25 protein-coding genes and 2 pseudogenes are annotated in these 24,527 nt (G+C 63.2%); 10 read left to right on the top strand and 17 right to left on the bottom strand.

Annotated elements, in window-relative coordinates; genetic code table 11:
* Position 1 precedes the first annotated feature (1 nt).
* Complete coding sequence (gene argE, locus J5X93_RS11270) at positions 2–1,165, bottom strand: acetylornithine deacetylase (protein ID WP_182940950.1); 1,164 nt, start codon at positions 1,163–1,165, stop codon at positions 2–4.
* Positions 1,158–1,832 carry a DUF1028 domain-containing protein gene (locus J5X93_RS11265; RefSeq protein WP_043211313.1) on the bottom strand — a complete coding sequence of 225 codons (675 nt, stop codon included), beginning with the start codon at positions 1,830–1,832 and terminating at the stop codon, positions 1,158–1,160. The genes argE and J5X93_RS11265 overlap by 8 nt, the downstream gene beginning before the upstream one ends.
* A gap of 300 nt (positions 1,833–2,132) precedes the next feature.
* Between J5X93_RS11265 and J5X93_RS11260 the strand changes: the two are divergent.
* Both J5X93_RS11260 and J5X93_RS11255 read left to right on the top strand, forming a co-directional pair.
* Positions 2,133–3,489 (top strand): annotated as a pseudogene (locus J5X93_RS11260) (flavin-containing monooxygenase).
* Positions 3,489–3,905, top strand: coding sequence for a RidA family protein (locus tag J5X93_RS11255; protein WP_043211317.1), 417 nt, complete (start codon positions 3,489–3,491; stop codon positions 3,903–3,905). The pseudogene J5X93_RS11260 and the gene J5X93_RS11255 overlap by 1 nt, the downstream one beginning before the upstream one ends.
* 109 nt (positions 3,906–4,014) lie before the next feature.
* On the opposite strand, the gene J5X93_RS11250 is transcribed toward J5X93_RS11255, so the two are convergent.
* Together J5X93_RS11250 and sodC are read right to left on the bottom strand one after the other, a co-directional pair.
* A complete protein-coding gene (locus J5X93_RS11250; protein WP_043211318.1) occupies positions 4,015–4,920 on the bottom strand; it encodes a LysR family transcriptional regulator in 906 nt (301 codons plus the stop codon).
* A gap of 242 nt (positions 4,921–5,162) precedes the next feature.
* The gene (gene sodC, locus J5X93_RS11245) at positions 5,163–5,678 is read right to left on the bottom strand and encodes a superoxide dismutase family protein (protein WP_182940954.1); all 516 of its coding nucleotides are present in this window, start codon (positions 5,676–5,678) and stop codon (positions 5,163–5,165) included.
* A 182-nt stretch (positions 5,679–5,860) separates the two neighbouring features.
* On the opposite strand from sodC, the pseudogene J5X93_RS11240 reads away from it, so the two are divergent.
* A pseudogene (locus J5X93_RS11240) lies at positions 5,861–6,124 on the top strand (short chain dehydrogenase); the annotation flags it as partial.
* A gap of 67 nt (positions 6,125–6,191) precedes the next feature.
* Here the strand turns inward: J5X93_RS11240 and J5X93_RS11235 are convergent.
* The 9 genes from J5X93_RS11235 to J5X93_RS11195 all read right to left on the bottom strand — a co-directional run bounded on the left by J5X93_RS11235 (position 6,192) and on the right by J5X93_RS11195 (position 12,267).
* On the bottom strand, positions 6,192–6,416 hold the full coding sequence (locus J5X93_RS11235; RefSeq protein WP_182940957.1) for a hypothetical protein: 225 nt from the start codon (positions 6,414–6,416) through the stop codon (positions 6,192–6,194).
* Between the two features lie 310 nt (positions 6,417–6,726).
* A complete protein-coding gene (gene ureG, locus J5X93_RS11230) occupies positions 6,727–7,353 on the bottom strand; it encodes an urease accessory protein UreG (protein WP_182818858.1) in 627 nt (208 codons plus the stop codon).
* An 11-nt stretch (positions 7,354–7,364) separates the two neighbouring features.
* A complete protein-coding gene (locus J5X93_RS11225) occupies positions 7,365–8,039 on the bottom strand; it encodes an urease accessory protein UreF (protein ID WP_070574603.1) in 675 nt (224 codons plus the stop codon).
* Positions 8,039–8,584: a HupE/UreJ family protein gene (locus tag J5X93_RS11220; protein ID WP_043211325.1), complete on the bottom strand. Its 546-nt coding sequence runs from the start codon at positions 8,582–8,584 to the stop codon at positions 8,039–8,041. Before J5X93_RS11220 ends, J5X93_RS11225 begins: the two co-directional genes overlap by 1 nt.
* A gap of 19 nt (positions 8,585–8,603) precedes the next feature.
* The gene (gene ureE / locus J5X93_RS11215) at positions 8,604–9,083 is read right to left on the bottom strand and encodes an urease accessory protein UreE (protein WP_182940960.1); all 480 of its coding nucleotides are present in this window, start codon (positions 9,081–9,083) and stop codon (positions 8,604–8,606) included.
* A 9-nt stretch (positions 9,084–9,092) separates the two neighbouring features.
* Positions 9,093–10,796 (bottom strand): urease subunit alpha, encoded by a 1,704-nt coding sequence (gene ureC / locus J5X93_RS11210; RefSeq protein ID WP_043211328.1) that lies wholly within the window; start codon positions 10,794–10,796, stop codon positions 9,093–9,095.
* A complete protein-coding gene (locus J5X93_RS11205) occupies positions 10,793–11,110 on the bottom strand; it encodes an urease subunit beta (protein WP_043211329.1) in 318 nt (105 codons plus the stop codon). The genes ureC and J5X93_RS11205 overlap by 4 nt, the downstream gene beginning before the upstream one ends.
* Before the next feature lie 10 nt (positions 11,111–11,120).
* The gene (locus J5X93_RS11200) at positions 11,121–11,423 is read right to left on the bottom strand and encodes an urease subunit gamma (RefSeq protein WP_043211330.1); all 303 of its coding nucleotides are present in this window, start codon (positions 11,421–11,423) and stop codon (positions 11,121–11,123) included.
* A gap of 10 nt (positions 11,424–11,433) precedes the next feature.
* On the bottom strand, positions 11,434–12,267 hold the full coding sequence (locus J5X93_RS11195) for an urease accessory protein UreD (protein WP_182940963.1): 834 nt from the start codon (positions 12,265–12,267) through the stop codon (positions 11,434–11,436).
* Between the two features lie 310 nt (positions 12,268–12,577).
* Between J5X93_RS11195 and J5X93_RS11190 the strand changes: the two genes are divergently transcribed.
* The 3 genes from J5X93_RS11190 (at position 12,578) to J5X93_RS11180 (ending at position 15,874) form a co-directional block, all read left to right on the top strand.
* On the top strand, positions 12,578–13,597 hold the full coding sequence (locus J5X93_RS11190) for a branched-chain amino acid aminotransferase (protein ID WP_070574590.1): 1,020 nt from the start codon (positions 12,578–12,580) through the stop codon (positions 13,595–13,597).
* A gap of 227 nt (positions 13,598–13,824) precedes the next feature.
* Positions 13,825–14,505, top strand: coding sequence for a response regulator transcription factor (locus J5X93_RS11185; RefSeq protein ID WP_043211335.1), 681 nt, complete (start codon positions 13,825–13,827; stop codon positions 14,503–14,505).
* A complete protein-coding gene (locus J5X93_RS11180; RefSeq protein WP_102082587.1) occupies positions 14,483–15,874 on the top strand; it encodes a sensor histidine kinase in 1,392 nt (463 codons plus the stop codon). The genes J5X93_RS11185 and J5X93_RS11180 overlap by 23 nt, the downstream gene beginning before the upstream one ends.
* 77 nt (positions 15,875–15,951) lie before the next feature.
* On the opposite strand, the gene cysS is transcribed toward J5X93_RS11180, so the two are convergent.
* Positions 15,952–17,334 (bottom strand): cysteine--tRNA ligase, encoded by a 1,383-nt coding sequence (gene cysS, locus J5X93_RS11175; protein WP_043211339.1) that lies wholly within the window; start codon positions 17,332–17,334, stop codon positions 15,952–15,954.
* 9 nt (positions 17,335–17,343) lie between these two features.
* Positions 17,344–19,047, bottom strand: coding sequence for a glutamine--tRNA ligase/YqeY domain fusion protein (locus tag J5X93_RS11170; RefSeq protein ID WP_070574585.1), 1,704 nt, complete (start codon positions 19,045–19,047; stop codon positions 17,344–17,346).
* A gap of 236 nt (positions 19,048–19,283) precedes the next feature.
* On the opposite strand from J5X93_RS11170, the gene J5X93_RS11165 reads away from it, so the two are divergent.
* Together J5X93_RS11165 and J5X93_RS11160 are read left to right on the top strand one after the other, a co-directional pair.
* Entirely contained in the window at positions 19,284–19,784 is a 501-nt protein-coding gene (locus J5X93_RS11165; protein WP_043215507.1) for a peptidylprolyl isomerase, read from the top strand.
* Positions 19,781–20,503, top strand: coding sequence for a UDP-2,3-diacylglucosamine diphosphatase (locus J5X93_RS11160; RefSeq protein WP_043215510.1), 723 nt, complete (start codon positions 19,781–19,783; stop codon positions 20,501–20,503). The genes J5X93_RS11165 and J5X93_RS11160 overlap by 4 nt, the downstream gene beginning before the upstream one ends.
* A gap of 42 nt (positions 20,504–20,545) precedes the next feature.
* Here J5X93_RS11160 and pvdQ read toward each other — a convergent pair whose 3' ends face one another.
* Positions 20,546–22,861, bottom strand: coding sequence for a bifunctional acylase PvdQ (pvdQ, locus tag J5X93_RS11155; protein WP_232092026.1), 2,316 nt, complete (start codon positions 22,859–22,861; stop codon positions 20,546–20,548).
* Between the two features lie 198 nt (positions 22,862–23,059).
* On the opposite strand from pvdQ, the gene J5X93_RS11150 reads away from it, so the two are divergent.
* Complete coding sequence (locus J5X93_RS11150) at positions 23,060–23,428, top strand: fe2+ zn2+ uptake regulation protein (RefSeq protein ID WP_043215512.1); 369 nt, start codon at positions 23,060–23,062, stop codon at positions 23,426–23,428.
* A 36-nt stretch (positions 23,429–23,464) separates the two neighbouring features.
* Here the strand turns inward: J5X93_RS11150 and J5X93_RS11145 are convergent, their stop codons facing one another.
* Positions 23,465–23,659, bottom strand: coding sequence for a hypothetical protein (locus tag J5X93_RS11145; RefSeq protein ID WP_043215515.1), 195 nt, complete (start codon positions 23,657–23,659; stop codon positions 23,465–23,467).
* A 409-nt stretch (positions 23,660–24,068) separates the two neighbouring features.
* Here J5X93_RS11145 and J5X93_RS11140 point away from each other — a divergent pair, with 409 nt between their 5' ends.
* Complete coding sequence (locus J5X93_RS11140) at positions 24,069–24,449, top strand: Mor transcription activator family protein (protein WP_043215517.1); 381 nt, start codon at positions 24,069–24,071, stop codon at positions 24,447–24,449.
* The last annotated feature ends 78 nt before the right edge of the window (positions 24,450–24,527 follow it).

The raw sequence follows: 24,527 nt of genomic DNA, 5'->3' as shown, positions 1-24,527 counted from the left end.
CTCATCGACCCGCGCTCAGGTGCTGCACCAGGCGAAGCAACATGGCATCGCAGGCCTTCAACTGCTCGACACTGATGAACTCATCGGGCTTGTGCCCCTGATCCATGCTGCCAGGCCCGCAGACCACCGTCGCAATGCCCGCCTGATCGAACAGCCCACCCTCGGTACCAAAGGCCACGGTGCCAAACTCCTCGGAGCCGCTGAGCAGCGCGACCAGTTGCGCCGCCTCGCTGTCGGCCGGGGTCGCCAGGCCAGGGTAGGCACTGAGCGGCTTCAGGCGAATGTCACTGTCTGCGCTGACCGCACGCATGCGCGGCAGCAGTTCGGCCTCGGCGTAGGTCTGCAACTGGTCGGCCACGGCCTGGGCCTCGAAGCCCGGCAAGGCGCGCACCTCGAAGTCGAACTCGCACTCGGCCGGGACGATGTTCAGCGCCCGCCCCCCTTTGATCATGCCGGTCTGCACCGTGGAAAACGGCGGGTCGAAGCGTTCGTCATGGTGCTCGGGACGCGCCAGGCCATCGCCGATCTCGCCGAGCTTGCCGATCAGGCGCGCGGCGTATTCGATCGCATTGACCCCATAGGGCGCGTACGCCGAATGGCACGCGGCGCCGTGCACCTGGCAACGCATGGCCAACTTGCCTTTGTGGCCCAGCACTGGCTTGAGCTCGGTAGGCTCGCCGATCAGGCACAGGCGCGGTTTGTGGGGACGTTGCTCGAGGGCTGCCAGCATGGAGCGCACGCCTAGGCAGCCGACCTCCTCATCGTAGGAAAACGCCAGATGCACCGGCCATTTCAACGGCTGCGCGAGAAACGCCGGCACCGCCGCCAGCACCGAAGCGATGAAACCTTTCATGTCCGCCGTACCGCGCCCGTACAGACGCCCGTCACGTTCGGTCAACGCGAAAGGCTTGACTGTCCAGGCCTGGCCATCGACCGGCACCACATCGGTGTGCCCGGACAACACCACGCCACCCTGGTCCTTAGGGCCTATGGTGGCGAACAAGTTGGCCTTGGTGCCCTCTTCGTTGTGGAAAAGCTCGCAGTCCACACCCAGCCCGGCCAGGTAATCACGAATGAAACCGATCAGCTCCAGGTTGGATTCGCGGCTGACGGTGGCAAATCCCACCAGCCGGGCCAGCAGTTCGCGACTGCTCGACTCACTCATCGCCTGGCACTCCATAGCTTGGCGCGGCGGTTGGGTTCAACGCACGGGTCACGTAGTCCTGCATCTGCGGGCGGTAGTCTTGCCACAGTTTGTCCAGCGCGCCGATAGGGTCCTCGTCCGCCCAGTCCACCCGCAGGTCTACCAGCGGCCAGGTCAGCTCACCGGCAATCTTCATCGCTGCCGAATGCACCGGCCCCGCTTCGCCGCCAGCGGCCATGGCCGCGTGCATCGCAGCCAACAGACGATCGGCCAGGTGCCCGGCCGTTTGCTCGAAGGCCGCGACCATGGCCTCGATCACCTGGATCGAGGACAACAGATTGCCTGCTGCCGCGCACTGCTCGCCGGCCACTGCGTTGTGCACGCCGAGTGCTTCCTTGCCAGTGAACAATGCCACCTGCCCCTGGCTGTCGATCACCGTCACCTGCCGGTATTCGCTCCAGCCATTGGCCGTGAGCACCCGGTCCAGCGCGGCCGCCGGCAGTTGCCCTTGCTCCAGGGCATCGAGTATTTGCGGGCCCAACGCGGGCAAGGTGATGTTCTGCGTGGCCACCGCGCCGACACCTGCACGTACCCAAGGACAACGTGCGCCTACTGCGATGCTCGATGAGCTGATGGCGATACCGAGCTGGCCGGTTTCCTGGCAACGGCCGATGATGGAAAAGGTCATGTTCTGTGGCTCCTGAGGGTCTGTCTAATGCACAGCGAAAACAACTTTTCGCGCGAATGGGAGCATTCTGGGCAGAAGCCATTGACCCACGAAACCAACTTTTTCCTAGGACCAGAAAAGGAAAAAACTAAGGCCATAAAACATCAATAAAAACGGCACTCAAATAAACAGGAAACATAGCTCAACGCCGCGCCGATCAAGGCCTTCGGTAATTTATAGGCAATCATTAGCTAAATAATATTTTCGCGTTGCAAAGCACATCCCTAGTCTGGCCTCAGGCAAAGGCGGTACCCCACCGACCTGAATAAAACCGCCTTCCAAGAAGGGCTCAGACATGACATTGAACAACATCGAAATCGACACTCTCGTGGTCGGCGCCGGCCAGGCTGGCGTGGCCATGAGCGAACACCTGAGCAAACTCGGCGTGCCGCACCTGGTGCTGGAGCGCAAGCGCATCGCCGAGGCCTGGCGCACCGGGCGCTGGGATTCGTTGGTGGCCAACGGCCCGGTCTGGCACGACCGCTTCCCGGGCCTGGAATTCGACCTCGACCCGGATGCCTTCGCCGGCAAGGACCAGGTCGCCGACTACTTCGAGACCTACGTGCGCAAGTACAACCTGCCCGTACGGACCGGCATTGAAGTGAAGAAGGTGGTACGCAACGCCGACTGCCCAGGCTTCACCATCGAAACCAACGAAGGCGTGATCCGTGCCAACCGCGTAGTGGCCGCGACCGGTCCTTTCCAACGCCCGGTGATTCCGGCCATCGCCCCGAAGGACGAGCGCCTGCACCAAATCCACTCGGCCGCCTACTACAACCCCGAGCAACTGCCCGAAGGCGCTGTGCTGGTGGTGGGCGCTGGCTCCTCCGGCGTGCAGATCGCCGAAGAGCTGATGCGCGCCGGGCGCCAGGTGTACCTCTCGGTCGGGGCCCATGACCGTCCGCCACGGTCCTACCGCAACCGCGACTTCTGCTGGTGGCTGGGTGTGCTGGGCGAATGGGACGCCGAGATCGCCAAACCGGGCCGCGAACACGTGACCATCGCCGTCAGTGGTGCCCGCGGTGGCCATACCGTGGACTTCCGCGCCCTCGCCCACCAAGGCATGACGTTGGTCGGCCTGACCCAGTCGTTCGAGAACGGCGTGGTGCGCTTCCAGGACGACCTTGCCGACAACATCCGCCGTGGCGATGAGAACTACCTGGCCCTGCTGGATGCCGCCGATGCCTACATCGAGCGTAACGGCTTGGACCTGCCGCAGGAGCCAGAAGCCCGCAAGCGTCTGCCCGATCCTGAATGCGTCAGCCACCCGCTGCGCGAGCTCGACCTGGCCAAGGCCGGCGTCAACACCATCATCTGGGCCACCGGCTACGGCGTGGATTTCAGCTGGCTGCAGGTCGACACCTTCGATGCCAACGGCAAGCCGCTGCACCAGCGCGGCGTGTCCCGCGAGCCGGGTGTGTACTTCCTCGGCCTGCCCTGGCTGTCGCGCCGCGGCTCATCATTCATCTGGGGCGTCTGGCACGACGCCAAGCATGTGGCCGGCCACATCGCCACCCAACGCACATACCAGGCCTACCGCGATCGCGAACAGCGTGAAGCGGATGCCGAGCAGTCCCCAACCTCGATCCAGAAAGTCAGCACCCTCGGAGCGCACTGATGCCTACCCATACCCGTATCCGCATGTTCAACACCAAGGCGACCTACCCCAATCAGTCGCTGGACAACGACCTCTGCCAGGCAGTGCGTGCCGGCAACACGATCTATGTGCGCGGCCAGGTCGGTACCGACTTCGAAGGTCGTCTGGTAGGCCTGGGCGATCCTCGTGCCCAAGCCGAGCAAGCGATGAAGAACGTCAAGCAGCTGCTTGAAGAAGCCGGTTCGGACATGTCGCACATCGTCAAGACCACCACCTACATCACCGACCCCCGCTTCCGTGAGCCGGTGTATCAGGAAGTCGGCAAATGGCTCAAAGGCGTGTTCCCGATCTCCACCGGACTGGTGGTGGCGGGCCTGGCCCAGGCTGAATGGCTGATGGAGATCGATGTGATCGCCGTGGTGCCGGACCAGGCGTAACACCCTGGCGTTTGCGGGGTTGCTTTGCAGCCCCCTTGCGGGCAAGCCCGCTCCCCTCAGGCGACAAGGCCTTGGGGAGCGGGCTTGCCCGTTCAGGGCTCATGGAAGCTCAAAGCTTGGCCAGTTCCTCCCGGCAGAACTCGACGAACAATTGCGCAGGTTTGGTCAGTTGGACCCGCTTCAACCGCGCCGCCGCCAGCCCCGACAGGGCCACCGGCTCGGCGATGTCCAGCGTCACCAGCCGCTGTCCATCGTAGGTGTATTCGGAATGTGGCCGGGTCACCAGCAACGAAAACCCGAAACCCTGCCCAACCATCCCCCGCACCATCTCGATCGATGGCGAACTGAAGACAATGTTCGGCGTCAGGCCCATCTCGTTGAACAGGCTGACGAAATAGGTGCGGCTCGGCGCGACATCGAGCAGGATCATCGGCTCCGGGCACAAGTCACGCAGCGACACCTGAGCCTGACCTGCGAAGCGGTGCTTTTCAGGAAGCAGCACGTAGGGCTTTTGCGGCGGCATCAATGGCTCGGCTTCGATGGTGCCGTCCAGGTCATGGTCGTAGAGAAAAGCCAGATCGAATGTGCCGGCGGTCAGGCCCTGGATCAGGTCCTGCTGCTCGCCATCGCGCAGGCGGATGTCCACGCCCGGATAACGCTCACGAAAGCCTGCGATCAACCTGGGCAGATACAGCGGCGCCACCGTCTCGAAGCAGCCGATATCGATCTGCCCGGCCACGGTGTCGTTGTCGGCCAAGGCGTTCTGCTCGAACTCGTGGGTCATCTGCAGCAGCGCCTTGGTCTTGGCATAGAAGCGCTTGCCGCTGGGGGTCAGCGAAACGCCCTGGGCATGGTGGCGGATGAACAACTGGACGCCGAAGCTCTCTTCCAGGCTTTTGATGGCCGTGGAGATCGACGGCTGCGCGATGTACAGCTGGCGCGATGCCTCGGCGACGCTGCCGGCCTCCACGGTGGTGACGAAATACTTGAGTTGACGCAAGGTATAGGAAGCCACAGGTACCTCTCTGACGCCGCATGCGGCGTAGCGGATTTTTCCTGCCACCTTACCTTAGCGCTGGGCCCACAGGCGCGTGGGTGAGCAAGGATTTGCCTATGGGTTGAAGATATTTTTCATGGCACGAGCGCAGCCGTGAGGTTAAACGTGTGACGCGCAAAAGGGCCGCAGAGCGGCCCCTCCGAAAAGCCCTGGCTGTTCAGGGCGGTTACGACATCACATCGCGTATACCTGGGATGCGCTTACTGCACCACCCCGCACGCTACCCGGGCGCCGCCACCGCCCAGTTTCTCAGGATGGTCGCTGTGGTTGTCACCACCGGCATGCACCATCAGGGCATGCTCCTTGAAATCGTCCACCTTGAGTCGAGGTGCCAAAACTGGAGTCGTAGCCTTGCCGTCGGCACCGACATACAACGCTGGCAAGTCGCCGCGATGGCCGCCTGCGTCGTACGGGCCTTTGTGAGCGTTGGTCGCCGCCGGATCCCAGTGGCCCCCGGCGGCGCCGGCCGGCACGGACTTGCCGTTCTCCTCGGCCGCGTCGCATGTAGGGCGCTGGTGCAAGTGGAAGCCGTGCACACCCGGAGGCAGGTCGGCAAGATCCGGGGTGAGCAATGCCCCGTACGGGGTCTGCTCGAGGGTGACCGTCCCGATCGACTTGCCTGGGCCGTCCGGGCCGGCAAGCTGCAATTCCACCTTCTGGTCGGCCTGAGCAAGGCCGGCGGTGACCAGCAAGGCGGTCATTACCAGTGCTTTCATGTGATTTCTCCTTGGTTTGGAACAACGGACGTCTTACCTGCAGAACACGCCACCTGACAGGTGGACTGCGTACGCTGCCAGCGATTCCATTCGATCGCAGTCAGACGTACTTCTGTCTTGTGTAAGGAACCTCTACGAGGTTTGCGTTTTCTACCCGACATCCACTCAAGGAGGGCTGCACCATGCTCGATCCCGCAACCGGCATGCAACCAGGCGAACGCTACACCGTCGATAACGAGGAGCGTACCTGGCAATTCACGGGTTTCTTCCTCGATGGAAAGTACTATCTCGACACCGACCTCAACACCGCCGTCGGCTGGCTGGAGGGTACTCGGTTCTACTATGACGACCTTGACCCGGATGGCCAGCCGATCTTTGCGGATCGACTGGCCGGCACCATCGAGGATCTGGTGTTGACTCTGGTCGATGGCGCGACGCTCAAGCTCGAAGGCTCATTGCAGGGTCATCCGAGCGACGCACGCAAAGGCCTCTGAACCGCTCGAGACCTCCGGGTCAATCGAAGTCCCAGTAAGGCTGGCAGTGCCCGACTTCGGTCCAGCCCGTGCCCTCCGGGCACTCTGGCCCGAAATCCCAATAGCTGAGCAGGGCATCGCCGGCGATGACGCCGGTCTGGACAATTGGAGACGGCGTAGCGGCCCCAGGGGCGGACTCGGTGCTGTGGGCGAACGGGGTCAGGCCCGCGGTGAACAACAGAGCGATTACGGCACGTTTTTTCATATCGTTTTCTCGTGTGTTTCTGACGTCGATGAAGCAGGCGAACCGTCATGATCTGCCTGCCGACCGGTGAGGGATCTCGTCCTTCACCTACGCCCACTGTCGTCTGGCAACGCCCCCTCTAGCACCAGGAAATCTACTCGGTCATTACGCTGAATCGATGTCGCGTTCGAGCGCCGTCCTACGCCTGCCCTCAAGACATCGTTCAGCTCTCTTCGCATTCCAGCGACTGCGCTGATGGGGCGAGTCACCTTCAAACTCACTCTGACGACGCTGATCTGGCCACCAGCCTCGTTCGACCATTGGGCCACACTCAAGGAGCGCCACCTCCCAACATCCCACGCTCTACGATGAAATCGATCACCGCCTGCAACCCCTCACCCTTCTTCAGATTGCTGAAAGTCCACGGTCGCTCGGGGCGCATGCGTCGGGTATCGCGCTCCATCACCTCCAGCGAAGCACCGACATGAGGCGCCAGATCGGTCTTGTTGATCACCAGGAAATCCGACTTGGTGATGCCTGGCCCTCCTTTGCGGGGAATCTTCTCGCCTTCGGCGACATCGATGACATAAATCGTCAGGTCAGCGAGTTCCGGACTGAATGTCGCACTGAGGTTGTCGCCTCCGCTTTCGACGAAGATCGCATCGAGATTGCCAAACTTACGCGTCAGCGCCTCTACGGCAGCCAGGTTCATCGAGGCGTCTTCGCGGATCGCCGTATGCGGACAACCACCGGTCTCCACCCCGACAATACGCTCAGGCTCCAAGGCACCGGCCTCGGTGAGGATGCGCTGATCCTCCTTGGTGTAGATGTCGTTGGTCACGACCGCGAGTTGGTAGTGGTCACGCATGGCCTTGCACAAGGCTTCGAGCAATGCGGTCTTGCCGGAGCCGACCGGTCCGCCGACGCCGACGCGCAGGGGGTTTTGATGACTTTGCATGAAGGTCTTCCTCAAGAACGGAACAAACGGGTGTATTGGATTTCATGACAGGAAGAGGCAATGGCGAGCCGCGGCAGGCTGCCGCCGAGCTGGTCATCGTCCAGCGCCAGGGCGCGATCGAGCACGGCAGGCAGCGCCTGCCCCAGGTCGCGCAGTAGCGTCTGGGCCGCCTGCTGGCCGAACGGCACCAGCTTGACCCCGGCCATCACCGCGCTTTCGAGCCAGGCAAAGCCGTGGCCCAAGGCCAACTGACGCAACGGGATGGACCAATGCACGCCAAGCCAGGCCATGCCGCTCAGTTGGCTCAGGTCGAGACTGGCCCGCCAGTCCGGGGCCTGCCCCAGCTGCCAGCCATCGAGCAGCCGCGCCAGCGCACTGCCACGCTGCTGTTCTTCCAGCCGCAACTCGGCAGTCTCACGGTTGGCCAGCACGAAGCGGCTCCAATGCGCGAAGGCGCCGGCATCATTTGCCTGGCAGGCGTGATAGAGCCGCGCCAACACTGGCCAGTCGAGGTAGCCGAGGGTGTCGTTCAATTGCTCGCGTTGCCAGGCAGCGAAGGTTGCAGTGTCGCGCACCCAACCGGCCTCCACGGCCCACTCCAACCCCTGGGAGTAGGTGAAACCGCCTACCGGCAGGCCTGGACTGGCCAGTTGCAGTAGGCGCAGCAGCGCGAGGTCGACGTCCATCAACCGGCCAGCACCAAGGCCGCCCCCGCCAGCATCCCCCCACCGACGGCCTTCTGCAGGCCCGTGTGACGACGCAACAGGCAGCCGACGGCAAATCCCACTGCCAGCAGCAGCGTGCTGACGAGAACGAAACCTGAGCCGAACAGCCAGAATGCGCTGGGTGTAGCCTCCACGCCATGGGCCCAGCCATGGAACAGGGCGAACATCGGCATGATCACTGCCAGCAGCCTTTGCCGACTGGGCAGCAACAAGGCGCCTGCGATCACCCATACCGACACGGCGATCATCGCTTCCATACCCAGCACGTCACCAACCAGATGACCGCACACCGCCCCACCAACCATCGCCGCCAAGGTGGCCAGCGGCAGGCCCAGGCTTCGGCGCGTCAGGGCCGCCAGCACACCGGTGCCCAGCAACATCAACAGATGATCGAGACCGGTCAGTGGATGCAACAGGCCGTCGCGCAAGGGGCTACTGTCGTGACCAGGGTGGGCGAAGGCCGGCAGGGCCACCAGCAGCAGGACAACGGCTAACGTCTTTTTCATTGAAAACTCCCAAGATGGCTCAGCAATAGGCAGGCAAGCGCACGAACTGATGGTCGTGGCCGTGATGATGGGGCGCGCTCTGGTAGGCCCCAGCTTCAGGTTCGAAAGGCGCCTGTTCGGTCACCACGCTCAAGCCCAGGCCGCGCAGCATCTCGTCCAGGACATGATCGTGCTGGAAACGCAGCAGGCCAGGTTCGATCTGCAACGGCACATGGCGGTTGCCCAGGTGGTAGGCCGCGCGGGCCAGCAGCAGCGGGTCGGTGCAACGCACCGTGGACACCTGCTCGGGCGCGGCAAGCACTTGCACTACATGGTGACCTTCGGCGTCACCGAGCAGCTCGCCGCCACGCAGCAGGTGACCACGCTCAAGCATCAGGCCTGCCTCTCGGCCGTCGTCCAGGGTGATACGCAGGCGGCTTTTGATGCGGCAATCCACGTCCAGGGTAACGGTGCCGGTCACAGGGCCTACTTCGTTGAGTCGACGGGTCAGGACAATCATGGGTTTTCCTCAGAACAGAAAATAACGCTGGGCCAACGGGAGTTCGCGGGCCGGTTCGCACACCAGCAGCTCGCCGTCGGCGCGCACCTGATAAGTCTGGGCATCTACCTCGATAAGCGGTTGCAGGCTGTTGTGGACCATGTCGGCCTTGCGTACCCGCCGACAGCCGCGGGCCACACCGATCAGACTGCGCAGACCAAGTGTCTCGGCCAGGCCCCTGTCCATGGCCAATTGCGGCAGGAAGGTCATGCGCGTGGCCTGCCGGGCCGCGCCGAGTGCGCCGAACATCGGCCGGTAATGCACAGGTTGCGGCGTGGGAATCGAGCCATTGATATCGCCCATCGGCGCCGTGACGATCATTCCGCCCTTGAGCACCAAGGCCGGCTTGACGGCGAAGAAGGCCGGCGACCAGAGCACCAAGTCAGCAAGCTTGCCCACCTCCACCGATCCCACCTCATGGGCGATGCCATGGGTCAGGGCCGGGTTGAGGGTGTACTTGGCGATGTAGCGCTTGACCCGGAAGTTGTCGCTGTAATCGCTGTCAGGCGACAACGGCCCGCGGCGCAGCTTCATCTGGTGCGCCACTTGCCAGGTGCGCAGCACCACCTCGCCCACCCGGCCCATGGCCTGTGAGTCCGAAGAGGTCATCGCGAAAGCCCCCATGTCATGGAGGATATCCTCGGCGGCAATGGTCTCGCGGCGTATGCGCGACTCGGCGAAGGCCACATCCTCGGCAATGCTCGGGTCCAGGTGATGGCAGACCATGAGCATGTCCAGGTGTTCGTCGACGGTGTTCACGGTATAGGGCAGCGTCGGGTTGGTCGAAGAGGGCAATACATTGGCCTGCCCGGCTGCGCGGATGATGTCCGGCGCATGACCGCCCCCGGCACCTTCGGTGTGGAAGGTGTGGATGGTGCGATCACCGATGGCGGCCAGGGTGTCTTCGATACACCCGGACTCATTGAGCGTGTCGGTGTGGATCGCCACCTGGATGTCCAGCGCCTCGGCCACGCCCAGGCAGCAGTCGATGGCAGCCGGCGTGGAGCCCCAGTCTTCGTGCAGTTTCAGGCCCACCGCTCCGGCGGCGATCTGCTCCTGCAAGGCTTCGGGCCGCGAAGCATTGCCTTTGCCCAACAAGCCGATGTTGATCGGCAGGCTGTCGGCGGCCTGGAGCATGCGCGCCAAGTACCAGGGGCCGGGCGTGCAGGTGGTGGCATTGGTGCCGGTGGCCGGCCCGGTGCCGCCCCCGATGAACGTGGTGACGCCACTGATCAAGGCTTCCTCTACCTGTTGCGGGCAGATGAAGTGGATGTGCGAGTCGATGCCACCGGCAGTGATGATCTTGCCCTCGGCAGCGATCACTTCGGTGCCCGGCCCGACGGGGACGGTGACCCCTGGCTGGACATCCGGATTGCCCGCCTTGCCGATCGCGGCGATACGCCCATGACGCACGCCGATATCGGCCTTGACGATGCCCCAGTGATCGATGATCAAGGCGTTGGTCAGCACCAGGTCCATCGCCTCGGCGGCGAGCATCTGGCCCTGGCCCATGCCATCGCGGATAACCTTGCCACCACCGAACTTGACCTCTTCACCGTATACGGTGAAGTCCTTTTCCACCTCGACCCACAGGGCGGTATCGGCCAGGCGCACACGGTCGCCGACCGTCGGGCCGAACATGTCGGCATAGGCCTGCCGGGATATCCGACTCATACCCTGCCCTCCAGTGCGCCCATGACCCTGCCCTGGAAGCCGTACACCTCCCGCTTGCCGGCGTAGGCGACCAACTGAACGGTACGGGCCTGCCCAGGCTCGAAACGCACGGCGGTGCCGGCCGGGATATCCAGGCGATAGCCCCGGGCCACCTCACGCTCGAAGACCAGGCAATCATTGACCTCGTAGAAGTGGTAGTGCGATCCGACCTGCACCGGACGGTCGCCATGGTTGGCCACGCTGACGCTGACAGTCGGGCGGCCCTTGTTGAGTTCGATGTCGCCGTCAGCGACCTGGATTTCTCCGGGGATCATGCTCGGCTCCTCAGACGATGGGGTCATGCACGGTCACCAGCTTGGTGCCGTCGGGAAAGGTCGCCTCGACCTGAACGTCGTGGAGCATCTCGGCCACGCCCTCCATTACCTGCGCCCGCCCCAGTACTTCACGGCCCAGGCTCATCAGCTCGGCGACACTGCGCCCATCACGGGCGCCTTCGAGCACAGCGGCGCTGATCAGCGCCACCGCCTCCGGGTAGTTGAGCCTCAAGCCACGGGCCAGGCGCCGCTCGGCCAGCAACGCTGCGGTGAACAACAGCAGTTTGTCTTTCTCTCTTGGGGTCAGCTCCATGGCCTCTCTCTCAGGTGGCCCAGATGCGCGGCGGGCACGGCGCCAGGCCGAGGACAGCCGGACGCAGCAGGTGCCAGAGGCGCTGCAGGGTGGATTGCAGGTGTTGGTTGTCATGGTCGAGCAGGCGGATCACCAGCAAGGGCCCCAGCAAGGTGGCGCCAGCAGGATTGCCCAAGCCCTCCAGTGCCTGGCGCACGCGCTCGAGCAGCGCTGGATTGGCGGGCGCTGCGCAAAACGTAGCGACCAGCGGGTAGCCGCCAAGCTTGTCCAACCCCCCGGCTTCGATGCGCAGCCGCTCCTGCAGCCCAGGGTCATCTGCCAGTTCGATGCACAGGCTGCTATCGAGTGCGCCCTGCTCGAAGCGCTCGCCCATGACCGGTCGCCCCAGGCACAGGGTTTCCCAGGCCAGCAACCGTGCACCGGGCTCGAGCGTGAAGCGGCTGTCGAGCCTGGCTCGCGCGCCACTGAAGAAGATGCTGTCCTGGGGCAGCCATTCCAGCGTGCTGCCCGCCGCCAGGTGGAACCGCTGCGTGAGCCGTGCCGTAGGCCCGATGCTGCGGTAGAACTTGCTCGCCCCCGGCATGGTCAGCAGTGCGTGGCTGCCAGGTTCTAGATGAACCTCCAATTCCAGCCGGTCACCGGCGACGATGCCACCTGGCGGATGCAGGACATAGACATGACAGGGTGCACCTTCGGGATGGAACGGACGCTGCACCAAAAGAGGACCGAAGTGCCGCCGCGCACCAAGGCGGGTCACCCCTTCGCACTGGATGAAGCGCAGTTGGAGACAGGCGCTCCAGCCAGGTTGCTGCTCGAGTTGTTCCTTGCGCTGCGCCAACGACATCCACAAGCCCCCGAAAACACGCGGCCTTGCGGCCGTGAAGCGGGTCAGAAGCAGCGCTGGATGCCCTGCAGGCCTGACCACTTGATCAAATTCTTTGGCAGGGACATAGCAGGTAACGGGCCAACTCTTCGCTTGAGGCTGGATGAAAAGATTCAGCGCACCACGTCGTCGCAAGGGCTGACCAGCCGGTCGCCCGTCTGGGCAATTCATGACTGGACGTTTCGGATCCGCGGCGGATGTATTATCGTGGCGAGGTGCGCATATAAAAGCAGCCTGAGCGATCAGGCCCTAGGCAATACAAGAGGGTGTCATGAGTAACGAGAGCATTAACTGGGACAAGCTGGGCTTCGACTATATCAAGACCGACAAGCGCTACCTGTCCGTATGGCGCAACGGCGAGTGGGACAAAGGCACCCTGACCGAAGACAACGTGCTGCACATCAGTGAAGGCTCCACCGCCCTGCACTATGGCCAGCAATGCTTCGAAGGCCTGAAGGCCTATCGTTGCAAGGACGGCTCGATCAATCTGTTCCGCCCTGACCAGAACGCCGCCCGCATGCAGCGCAGCTGCGCCCGGCTGCTGATGCCGCAAGTGCCGACCGATGTGTTCATCGAGGCCTGCAAGCAAGTGGTCAAGGCCAACGAGCGCTTCGTACCACCGCACGGCAAAGGCGCCCTTTACCTGCGTCCGTTCGTCATCGGCACCGGCGACAACATCGGCGTGCGCACCGCGCCGGAGTTCATCTTCTCGATCTTCGCCATCCCGGTCGGCTCGTACTTCAAAGGCGGCATGAAACCGCACAACTTCACCATCTCCAGCTATGACCGCGCCGCCCCGCAAGGTACCGGCGCCGCCAAGGTCGGTGGCAACTATGCGGCCAGCCTGATGCCAGGTGCCGAAGCGAAGAAGAACAACTTCGCCGATGCCATCTACCTGGACCCGCTGACCCACAGCAAGATCGAGGAAGTCGGTTCGGCCAACTTCTTCGGCATCACCAAGGACAACGAGTTCGTCACCCCGAAATCGGCCTCCGTCCTGCCGGGCATCACCCGTCTGTCGCTGATGGAACTGGCCGCCTCGCGCCTGGGCCTTAAAGTGGTCGAAGGCGATGTCGAGATCAACAACCTCGATCGCTTCGTCGAAGCCGGCGCCTGCGGTACCGCCGCAGTCATCACGCCGATCGGCGGGATCGAGTACAACGGCAAGCTGCACGTCTTCCACGACCTGGAAAAAGTCGGCCCGGTCACCCAGAAGCTCTACAACGAGCTGACCGGCATCCAGAGCGGCGACGTCGAAGCGCCAGCCGGCTGGATCGTCAAGGTCGCCTGAGGCTCCGTCCTCCCCTTGAAAAACGGGGCATGCCAGCAATGGCATGCCCCGTTTTCATTTTCCATACCCGCCTTTGGCGGTGCGCCCGTTCACCAAGGTCAAAGGGGGATCTCGGCCCCGCAGACTCAGGCCGATCAGGTCTTGATGCAGCAAATGAATTTTTCTTAAATCGCGCAATGTCTATTCTTTGGCACAATCAAGCCTCCAATCGCTGCCCAGGTACTAGCATGCCCCGCGTACTGACCATCGAAGACGACGCCGTCACCGCCCAGGAGATCGTCGCCGAACTGTCCAGCCATGGCCTGGAAGTGGACTGGGCCGACAATGGCCGTGAAGGCCTGTCCAAGGCCATCGGTGGAGGCTACGACCTGATCACCTTGGATCGCATGTTGCCCGAGGTCGATGGGTTGACCATCGTCACCACCCTGCGCAACCTCAAGATCGCCACCCCTATCCTGATGATCAGCGCCCTCTCCGATGTCGACGAGCGCGTGCGCGGCTTGCGCGCCGGCGGCGACGACTACCTGACCAAGCCGTTCGCCTCCGACGAGATGGCCGCACGGGTCGAAGTACTGCTGCGCCGCAACAGCGTGCCGGTGACCCAGACCCGTCTGCAGGTCGCCGACCTCGAGTTGGACCTGATCAGCCACGAAGCGCGCCGCGGCGAGCAGACCCTCAACCTGCTACCCACCGAATACAAGCTGCTGGAATACCTGATGCGCCATGCCGGCCAGGTCATCACCCGGATGATGATTTTCGAAGAAGTCTGGGGCTACCACTTCGACCCTGGCACCAACCTGATCGACGTGCACATCGGTCGCCTGCGCAAGAAGATCGACCCGCCTGGCCAGAACCCGCTCATCCGTACCGTGCGGGGCTCCGGCTATGCCATTGCCGAACCCGTCTAAGGGCTGGAGCTCCTCCACCAGCCGCCTGCTGGCGCTGTACAGCTTCCTGTTCGTGGCCTGGAGCAGCATCCTCATGGGGGTGCTGTACTTCGAGGTCTCAAGCTACCTGAACAAGCTCACCCGCCACTCCATGCTGCAACGCCAGCACCTGTTCTCCCACATGAGTGGCAAGCAGCTCGACGATGCGCTGATCGCAAGCCAGGCGTTCGAGGAGCGCGGTTTCGACGCCTACGGCCTGTTCGACGCCCAGCTCAACCCCATTGGCGGGCGTGTGCGCTTCATCCCACCGGAGCTCGGGCTCGATGGCGAAGTCCACGAACTCAAGCGATGCCTGGATGCCGACGACCCACACCTGCCCCGCGACAGCTGCGACGCCGTGGCGATCCGCATCAAGGATGGACGCTGGTTGGTGCTGGTCCGCGACAACGGCTCGCTGTTCGTGGTTACACGGATCATCCTGCATGCCTTGCTCTGGGGCATCTCCCTGACCTTGATCCCCGGTTTCGCCGGTTGGTACCTGCTGCGCAGGCGACCGCTCAAACGTATCAGGGCGATCCAGGCCCAGGCCGAGCTGATCGTCGCAGGTGACCTCACCCATCGCCTACCGCTGTCGGCGCGGCGTGACGAGCTGGACATGCTGGCGGCCATCGTCAATGCCATGCTCGACCGCATCGAACGGTTGATGCACGAGGTCAAGGGTGTTTGTGACAACATCGCCCATGATCTGCGCACGCCGCTCACTCGCCTGCGTGCGCAGCTTTACCGGATCCGCCAGCAAGGCGGTGACAACGCGCCCGAGGCCCAGGCCTTGGAGCAGGCAATTGCCGAGACCGACACGCTGATGGCGCGCTTTCGCGGACTGTTGCGCATCAGCGAACTGGAAGACCGTCAGCGCCGCGCCGGGTTCGTCGAACTCGATCCCCACGCCTTGCTGCTGGAGCTCTTCGACTTCTACCTGCCGCTGGCCGAAGATGGTGGCATCCGCCTGACCCTGGAGCAGCCCGTGCAGTTGCCGGCGCTGCACGGGGACCGGGAACTGCTGTTCGAGGCGCTGGCCAATCTGGTGGGTAACGGCATCAAGTTCACACCGGAGGGTGGACAGGTACGGATCCAGGCGCGTGAGTATGCCAGCGGCCTGTATATCGCCATCGAGGACAGTGGACCGGGGATTCCGGAGCAAGAGCGCGCGGCAGTGTTGAAGCGTTTCTATCGCAGTGAGGAAGGCCATCGCCACCCGGGGTTCGGGCTGGGGCTGTCGATCGTCGCGGCGATCGTCGACCTGCATGGGTTCCGGCTGGAGGTGGGAAGCAGCGAGCTGGGCGGGGCGAAGCTGACGCTGCATTGCCCGTTGGCGGGGCCAGCCAAGTAACGACTGGGGCCGCCTTGCGGCCCTTCGCGGGTTGACCCGCGAAAAGCTGCAAAAAGCAGCCCCAATCAACGCATCGATCAGTCAGCCAGGCGCCAGGTGGTACCGCCCTTGCCGTCTTCCAGGACCACGCCCATGGCGGTCAGCTGGTCACGGATACGGTCGGACTCGGCCCAGTTCTTGTCCGCACGCGCCTGCAAGCGCGCCTGGATCAGCGCTTCCACTTCAGCGGCGTCGACCTTGCCCTCAGCCCCGGCGCGCAGGAAGTCATCGGCGTCCAGTTGCAGTACACCCAGCACATCTCCCAGCTCACGCAGACGACCCGCAAGACCGGCAGCGGCCTCAGGATCGCTGTCACGCAGGCGGTTGATCTCGCGCACCAGGTCGAACAGCACGGCGCAGGCCTCCGGCGTACCGAAATCGTCGTTCATCGCCACGCTGAAACGCTCGACGAACTCCTCGCCTCCCTTGGCCTCGACACGCGGCAGACCACGCAGCGCGTGGTAGAAGCGCTCCAAGGCACCCTTGGACTCACGCAGGCTGTCCTCGGAGTAGTTAATGGCGCTGCGATAGTGGCTGGCCACCAGCAGGTAGCGCACCACCTCAGGGTGATACTTGTCGAGCACATCACGGATGGTGAAGAAGTTGTTCAACGACTTGGACATCTTCTCGCCGTTGATACGGATCATGCCGCAGTGCATCCAGGCATTGGCGTAAGGCTTGCCGGTGGCCGCCTCGCTCTGGGCGATCTCGTTCTCGTGGTGCGGGAACTCCAGGTCGCTGCCGCCGCCGTGGATGTCGAAGCTCTCGCCCAGGCAGCAGGTGGACATGACCGAGCACTCGATGTGCCAGCCCGGACGGCCCGGCCCCCACGGCGACTCCCAGCTCGGCTCGCCCGGCTTGGCGGCTTTCCACAGGACGAAGTCCAGCGGGTCCTGCTTGGCTTCGCCCACTTCGATCCGCGCGCCGATGCGCAAGTCTTCGATCTTGCGCCGCGACAGCTTGCCGTAGCCGACGAACTTGCCGACCCGGTAGTACACGTCGCCATTGCCCGGTGCGTAGGCATAACCCTTGTCGATCAGGGTCTGGATCATTGCGTGCATGCCGGGGATATGGTCGGTGGCGCGCGGCTCCTGATCCGGCGGCAGAATGTTCAGACGGCGCTCGTCTTCGTGCATGGCATCGATCATGCGCGCGGTCAGCTCATCGAAGCGCTCGCCGTTGTCATTGGCGCGGTTGATGATCTTGTCGTCGATGTCAGTGATGTTGCGCACATAGGTCAGCTCGTAGCCGCTCTTGCGCAGCCAACGGGTGATCAGGTCGAAGGCGACCATGCTGCGGCCGTGGCCCAGGTGGCAATAGTCGTACACGGTCATGCCGCACACGTACATGCGCACCTTGTTGCCGTCCAGGGGCTTGAAGGCTTCCTTGGTCTTGCTCAGGGTGTTGTAGATGGTAAGCACGGCGATTCCTTAGCTGCCCCAGGAGTCACGCAGGGTGACGGTGCGGTTGAACACCGGACGGCCCGGTTGGCTGTCCTTGAGGTCGGCGCAGAAGTAGCCTTCGCGCTCGAACTGGAAGCGGTCCTCAGGCGCGGCCTGGGCCAGCGACGGCTCGGCGCGGCAGCCGGTCAGCACCTGCAGCGAATCCGGGTTGATGTTGTCCAGGAAGCTGCCGCCCTCCTCGGTCTTCTCCGGGTTCGGCGAACGGAACAGGCGGTCGTACAGGCGCACCTCGCACTCCACGCTGCCTTCGGCCGGAACCCAGTGGATCACGCCCTTGACCTTGCGGCCCTCGGGGTTCTTGCCCAGGGTGTCCGGATCATACGAGCAGCGCAGTTCGACGATATTGCCGTCGGCATCCTTGATGGCCTCGTCGGCACGGATCACGTAGCTGCCGCGCAGACGCACCTCGCCAGCAGGCTCCAGGCGCTTGTAGCCTTTGGGCGGCTCTTCCATGAAGTCGTCACGGTCGATGTACAGCTCACGGGAGAACGGCAGCACGCGCACGCCCATGTCTTCTTTCGGATGGCGCGGCAGTTCGAGTTGCTCGACCTTGCCTTCCGGGTAATTGGTGATCACCACCTTCAGCGGACGCAGCACGCACATGGCGCGCGGCGCGGTGCGGTCGAGGTCGTCACGGATGCTGAACTCGAGCATGGACATGTCGACCACGCCGTCGGAGCGGTTGGTGCCGATCATCTCGCAGAAGTTGCGGATCGAGGCCGGCGTGTAGCCGCGGCGGCGGAAGCCCGACAGGGTCGACATGCGCGGGTCGTCCCAGGCATCGACGTGCTTTTCGTCAACCAGTTGCTTGAGCTTGCGCTTGGAAGTGATGGTGTAGTTGAGGTTCAGACGGCTGAACTCGTACTGGCGCGGGCGCGCCGGCACCGGCAGTTTGTCCAGGAACCAGTCGTACAACGGACGGTGGCTTTCGAACTCCAGGGTGCAGATCGAATGGGTGATGCCCTCGATGGCGTCCGATTGACCGTGGGTGAAGTCGTAGTTGGGGTAGATGCACCACTTGTCGCCGGTCTGGTGATGGTGGGCATGACGGATGCGGTACAGGATCGGGTCGCGCAGGTTCATGTTAGGCGACGCCATGTCGATCTTGGCGCGCAGCACACGCTCGCCATCCTTGAACTCGCCGGCCTTCATGCGCGCGAACAGGTCGAGGTTTTCCTCGACGCTGCGGTCGCGGAACGGGCTGTTGCGGCCCGGCTCGGTCAGGCTGCCGCGGTATTCCTTGGCCTGCTCAGGGGTGAGGTCGCAGACATAGGCATCGCCCGATTTGATCAGCTCCACGGCCCAGTCGTGCAATTGATCGAAGTAGTCCGAAGCGTAGCGCACCGGGCCTGCCCACTCGAAGCCCAGCCATTTGACGTCACGCTGGATGGAGTCGATGTACTCCTGGTCTTCCTTGGCCGGGTTGGTGTCGTCGAAACGCAGGTGGCAGACACCCCCGAATTCCTGGGCCAGCCCGAAGTTCACGCAAATCGACTTGGCGTGGCCGATGTGCAGGTAACCGTTGGGCTCCGGCGGGAAACGGGTGACGATGCTGCTGTGCTTGCCCGAGTCCAGATCGGCCTGGACGATCGGCCGCAGGAAGTTTGCAGGGACGGCGGGGGCGCCTTTGGCAGCGGCGTTGGGCGCGTTTTCGGCAGTGGGCTTGCTCATAGGATCCTTGAATGCTGGTATCCGGCCTGGGTAGGCCGATTGAATCAAAGGGCCTATCATAGCCGAAGCAGTCAAGCTGCTGACAGCCGGGCACCGACAAACTGGCGCGATTTGTCGCAAGCCATGCAAAATGGCCGACGCGCGCCTTGTGTCGCAGTCGCCCGATCCTGCGTCAGGTGACAGTACGCGCCCTGCGCAGCCCATTTTCCGAATGCCTTTCAAAGAGCGAATTCAGCATGTCCAAAGTCAAACTGAGCACCAACCACGGCGACATCGTCCTGCAACTGGACGGCGAAAAGGCACCGAAAACCGTCGAAAACTTCGTTCAGTACGTCAAGGACGGTCACTACAACGGCACCGTGTTCCACCGCGTGATCAACAACTTCATGATCCAGGGTGGTGGTTTCGAAGCGGGCATGAAGCAAAAGCCAACCCGTTCCCCGATCCAGAACGAAGCCGACAACGGTCTGAAGAACGCCAAGTACAGCATCGCCATGGCCCGCACCATGGAACCGCACTCCGCCTCGGCGCAGTTCTTCATCAACGTCGCCGATAACGATTTCCTCAACCACAGCGGCAAGAACGTCCAAGGCTGGGGCTACGCCGTGTTCGGCGAAGTGATCGAAGGCCGTGACGTGGTCGACGCGATCAAAGGCGTCGCCACCGGTTCCAAGGCCGGCCATCAGGACGTGCCGAAGGACGACGTGATCATCGAGAAAGCCGAGATCATTGAGTGATTCTGCTGATCTCCGATCTGCACCTGCAAGAAGAACGCCCGGACATAACCCGGGCGTTTCTTGATCTGCTCGACGGCCGTGCCCGGCATGCCAAGGCGCTGTACATCCTCGGCGACTTCTTCGAAGCCTGGATCGGCGACGATGCCATGACGCCTTTCCAGCAGTCGATCTGCCAGGCCCTGCGTCGGCTAAGCGACAGCGGCACGGCGATCTACCTGATGCACGGCAACCGCGACTTCCTCATCGGCCAAGCCTTCTGCGAAGCGGCAGGCTGTACCCTGCTGGCTGACCCCAGCGTGGTGCAACTCGGTGGCGAGCCGGTGTTGTTGATGCATGGCGACACCCTGTGCACCCGCGACCTGGCCTACATGAAGCTGCGTCGCTACCTGCGCAACCCGCTGAGCCTGTGGATCCTGCGTCACCTGCCGCTGTCCACCCGGCAGAAGCTGGCGCGTAAGCTGCGCAGCGAAAGCCGGTCGCAGACACGCATGAAGTCCACCGAGATCGTCGACGTCACACCCGAGGAAGTTCCCAAGGTGATGGCAGCCCATGGCGTGCGCACCCTGGTGCATGGCCATACCCACCGGCCAGCGCTTCACAAGCTGGTGGTCGAAGGGCAGCCGGCTCGACGCATCGTGCTGGGTGACTGGGACCGCCGTGGCTGGGCCTTGCAGGTCGATGACCAGGGCTTCCAGCTGGCCCCGTTCGACTTTCCTTGATTCGGGGCCGTCGTGATGGGGCGCCAAGCGCCCCTTCTTGACTCAATGACCTGCGCCGGCCACCACAGCCTGGTCCCCCTCGCTGATCACATACTGGCGATACTGCGGATCAGCCTTGATCTGCGCCTCGGTGAACGGTATCGGTGCCAAGCGCTTGGCAGAGAACGCACGGGTCTGGTCACTGGCATAGGGTGATGCGGCCTCGCTTGACTGCGAAAACGCCAGCAACCCAAGCGCCTGCGGCCCCTGCCGGGTGAAGCTGACCAGCTGCAGATAGCTGGTGCCACTGACGACCTGCTGTTTGCCCGCTCCCGCAGGGACACTGTACATCGCGTTGTACACCCCAAGCTCCTGAGGCCCACCCGGCACAGGTGTGCCATCGGCGGACTGCTGAATCTGTCCCCAATGGCGATCGACATTCACACCCGCCTCATCCAACCGTGCCAACGAAGCCAGCGCTGCTTCATGTACACGCTTGCTCACCGACGCCTGCTCCACCGCCAAGCCGCGCGGCGTATGCTGCGGATCGACCGGATCGAAGGCTACACGCCAGCTTTCAGGATGCTCTGCCATCGCCTCGACGATGTTGGCAAAGTGCAGAAGGCCCACGCCGCTGTCCAGGTCGGCCTTGCCATTCCAGGCGCCCAGACTTGCGCACACCGCTTGCACATCGGATGGCGCCGCCTGGCACCAGGCCAGCAGATCCGGGAGCACGAGATTAGCGGCATACACCTCATCATCCAGCACCATGCGTTGCAGCTCGGCCATCCCGAGTTTGCCGGGCCCTTGCAGGCGCTGCAGGGCAAAGCGGCTGCGCAGGCCCAGCGGCTGACCTTCGCGGCTGACCAACGGTGAGTAACCAGTCAAGGGTTGCGCAGGGTTGGCAAGCCAGGCCGGGTCGTTGGAGTTCTGCACGAAGTCGCGGCGCTCCAGGCTTGGCAGTAGCCGCGCCGGGAAGATGCCGGGTTGAGCCGCTTGCGCATCGGTCTTCCATTGGCACACGCTGCGCGAGCCATCCAGCACCACCAGTGGCTCGGTTGCCGCCGGATCGCCGCAGCGCGCCAGCAACGCCTGGTCCACATAAGGCACCACCGACTGATTCAGATACGCAGCACGCCCCCCGGCATCGACAGCCAGGGTGTTGACCCATGGAACGCCTTGGATCTGCCCCACCGCCTGTTTGAGGCGGTCCAGGCTGTCGGCACGGTTGATCGCATCCCACTGCTGCAACACCCGGGTGTTCTCCAGGTTCGCATCGCGCAGGCTATAGGCGTGTTGCCGGTCCCAGTCCAGCCGGCCAGGCCACTGCACCACCGGACCGAAGCTCGAGGTATAGACGTGTCGCTGGACTCGCTGCAGTTGGCCATCCTCACCCTTGACCGTCACGCTCAAGGTCTGGCGGGTCAGTGGCACGGACTTGCCATCGAGCAGATAGCGAGTGGGGTCCTTCGGGTCGAGTTGCAGGCGGTACAAGGTGAAGTGCTTGGACGTATCGACGGTATGGGTCCAGGCCAGGTGGCGGTTGAAGCCGATATTGATCAATGGCAATCCCGGCAATGCGGCGCCCATGACATCCAACTGCCCCGGGATGGTCAGCTGCATCTGATAAAAACGCATGCCTCCCTCCCATGGGAAGTGTGGATTGGCCAGCAACAGGCCGCCGCCGGTGGACGAACGCTCGGCGCCGACCGCTACCGCATTGCTGCCTCGGGCCGAGGCGAACTGCGCCTGGCGCGCCAAGGCGGCGCTGAAGTCCCGCCCCTCCCCTCGCTCGGCCGCTTGCGGCGGTGAGGCCGCCACCAGCGCCTCGACGAATTGACCGATGCCCCCCTCTGCCAACAACCGGCGGGTGAGCTTGGCCAGGTCCAGGCTGGTGATCGGCCGCAGCCAGTCGCCACTGCCGCATTCAACCGGCAGCCCCTGGCCCTTGCGCTCGGCAAGGGCGCGGTTGTAGCCCGCGGCATACCCCTCCAGCCGCTGACGCACCGGGTCTGGCTGGGCCTGGAGGAAGGCATTGACCACCGAGTCGGTATTGAGCCAGGCGAAGAACGTATCGCTGTCGAGGTTCTCACGCTGCTCGATCGTCTTGCCCCGGGCACCGAAGTAGCGCGCGCGCTCACCATTGACGGTCAGCACTTCGTTGGCCAGCAGGCAAAGGTTGTCTTGGGCATAGGCATAACCGATGCCATACCCCAGGCTTCGTTCGTCCTTGGCCAGGATATGCGGGACGCCAAAAGTGGTCCGGCGGATCTGCGCCGATGCCTCGCCAGTAGCTTCAAGGGCTTGCGCGGCAAGGCCTGAGCTGAGCAGAACGGCTGCCAGCCCAAGGTGGGTCAGGTGACGCGGGAGTATGGACACGGGCACTCCTGGGATTGGAAGGGTCATCCCGATCAGACGAACAGCCCGGTGAAAATTTTACGCAAGACAACCCAGCGCGACGTCTTCAACACAAAGCAGCGATTTTTTTCGCCAAGGGCTGCAGTTTTGCCCATCTCATTCGTCCTATTAAGTGAGGCACTCATGATTTCGGGACAGCCCACGAAAAGGAGCATTCACATGTACGACCCACAACCTGCGTTGCAGAGCGGCCCTCGCCTGGCCACGACCAGAGCGGTCGCGGGCGCCGAGGTGCGTGCCGGTAACGAGCAGATCCGCGAATTGCTGCGAACCTTTGGCCTGCGTACCAGCCTGATCCGCCTCAAAGTCATCGATGCCCTGCACGCCGCCGATCGCGACGGGCGCAGCATCGGGGTGCGCGGCGTCCATGCGCAGTTGGAACAGCTGGACATCCCACTGTCGTTTCTCAGCGTGCGCGAGGTGCTCAAGCGGCTGTGCGCCGAAGGCGTGATCAGCCTGGGCAACGACAAGTGCTACAGCCTCAACCCCGAGGCCCGGGCCGTGCTGGAGCAAGCCACCGCCCGTTGACCCCATGGCCGGCCGCGCTTGGCCAGCCCGCCTGCTTCAAGGCTTGGGCCCGACCTTGCGACGCAGGATTGCGTTGATCACCACCACGACTACGGCGATGGCGATGGCGATGTACTGGAAGGTCTGCTCGGTAATGGTCCCCTGTTTTTGCAGATAGGACAGGCCCAGCATGATGCCCAGCACCACCAGGATGATCAGGATCGAGTATTTCAAGCGTTGCACATGTGTCATCGAAGGTTCCTTGCGACATCAGGGACATATGGCTCGCGACGAGCCGAGGCCATGATACAACGTCCCCCCCATAGGCGGCGCTTTTGCATCTAGCCCTTCCCCGGCACTTGCATCATGGGGTGAAGGTAGGCTGACCCTCCGATGCGCAATGCAAACTGAAAATACGAGTCATCAAGGCCTTCAGGGCTTTGTTGACGCCACATCCTACGTATTCGACCCTCGCTGCCTGCACAACCTCACGCCAGAAGGCTACACCCGCCGATCCGCTTGGCGCCTAGCGACCCCACTCGTGGCTGCCGGAGAATCAAGCTCAGGCCGACGACGACTTCGCCCATTGAGGCAAAGCCCGCCCGCCTTTCGACATGGACCACCATGCCCTGCGCCTGCTTATTTCTCCGAGGAATCACCAATGGAACTGCCAGACCTCAATCGCATCGATATTTCCCAACTGCCTCACTCCCTGCAATCGCTGATCGAATGCATCGGCATAGAAAACGCCTACCGACTGACTTGCGCTTATGGCGGGCGCCCTAAATACATCCCCAAGCATCTGGAACGTACCAAGCTTGCCGATCTATTGCCTCCAGAGGCCTTGCAAAGCCTGATCAAGCGTTTTGCCGGTGTCGCCCTGGAAATTCCGAAGCCGGATCACTTCATGCGCCAACTGCGCAACCTGCAAATCAAACAGGAAAGTGCTGACGGTCTTTCGCGCAGTCTGTTGGCGGACAAGTACGGCTTGAGCTTGCGCCAGATCGGCAATATCCGCCGACAGGAAGATCACGCGAGCTGAGACCTGCTGGCCTAAGTGCCACAGCAGCACGAGGTCCAACTGTTTGAGCGCCTCTCAAAAGCAAAGCGCCCCACCCCT

The organism is Pseudomonas sp. BYT-1 (assembly GCF_023611805.1).
In the GTDB taxonomy this organism is placed as follows: domain Bacteria; phylum Pseudomonadota; class Gammaproteobacteria; order Pseudomonadales; family Pseudomonadaceae; genus Aquipseudomonas; species Aquipseudomonas guariconensis.
This window is presented reverse-complemented; position numbering and strand designations above follow the sequence as displayed.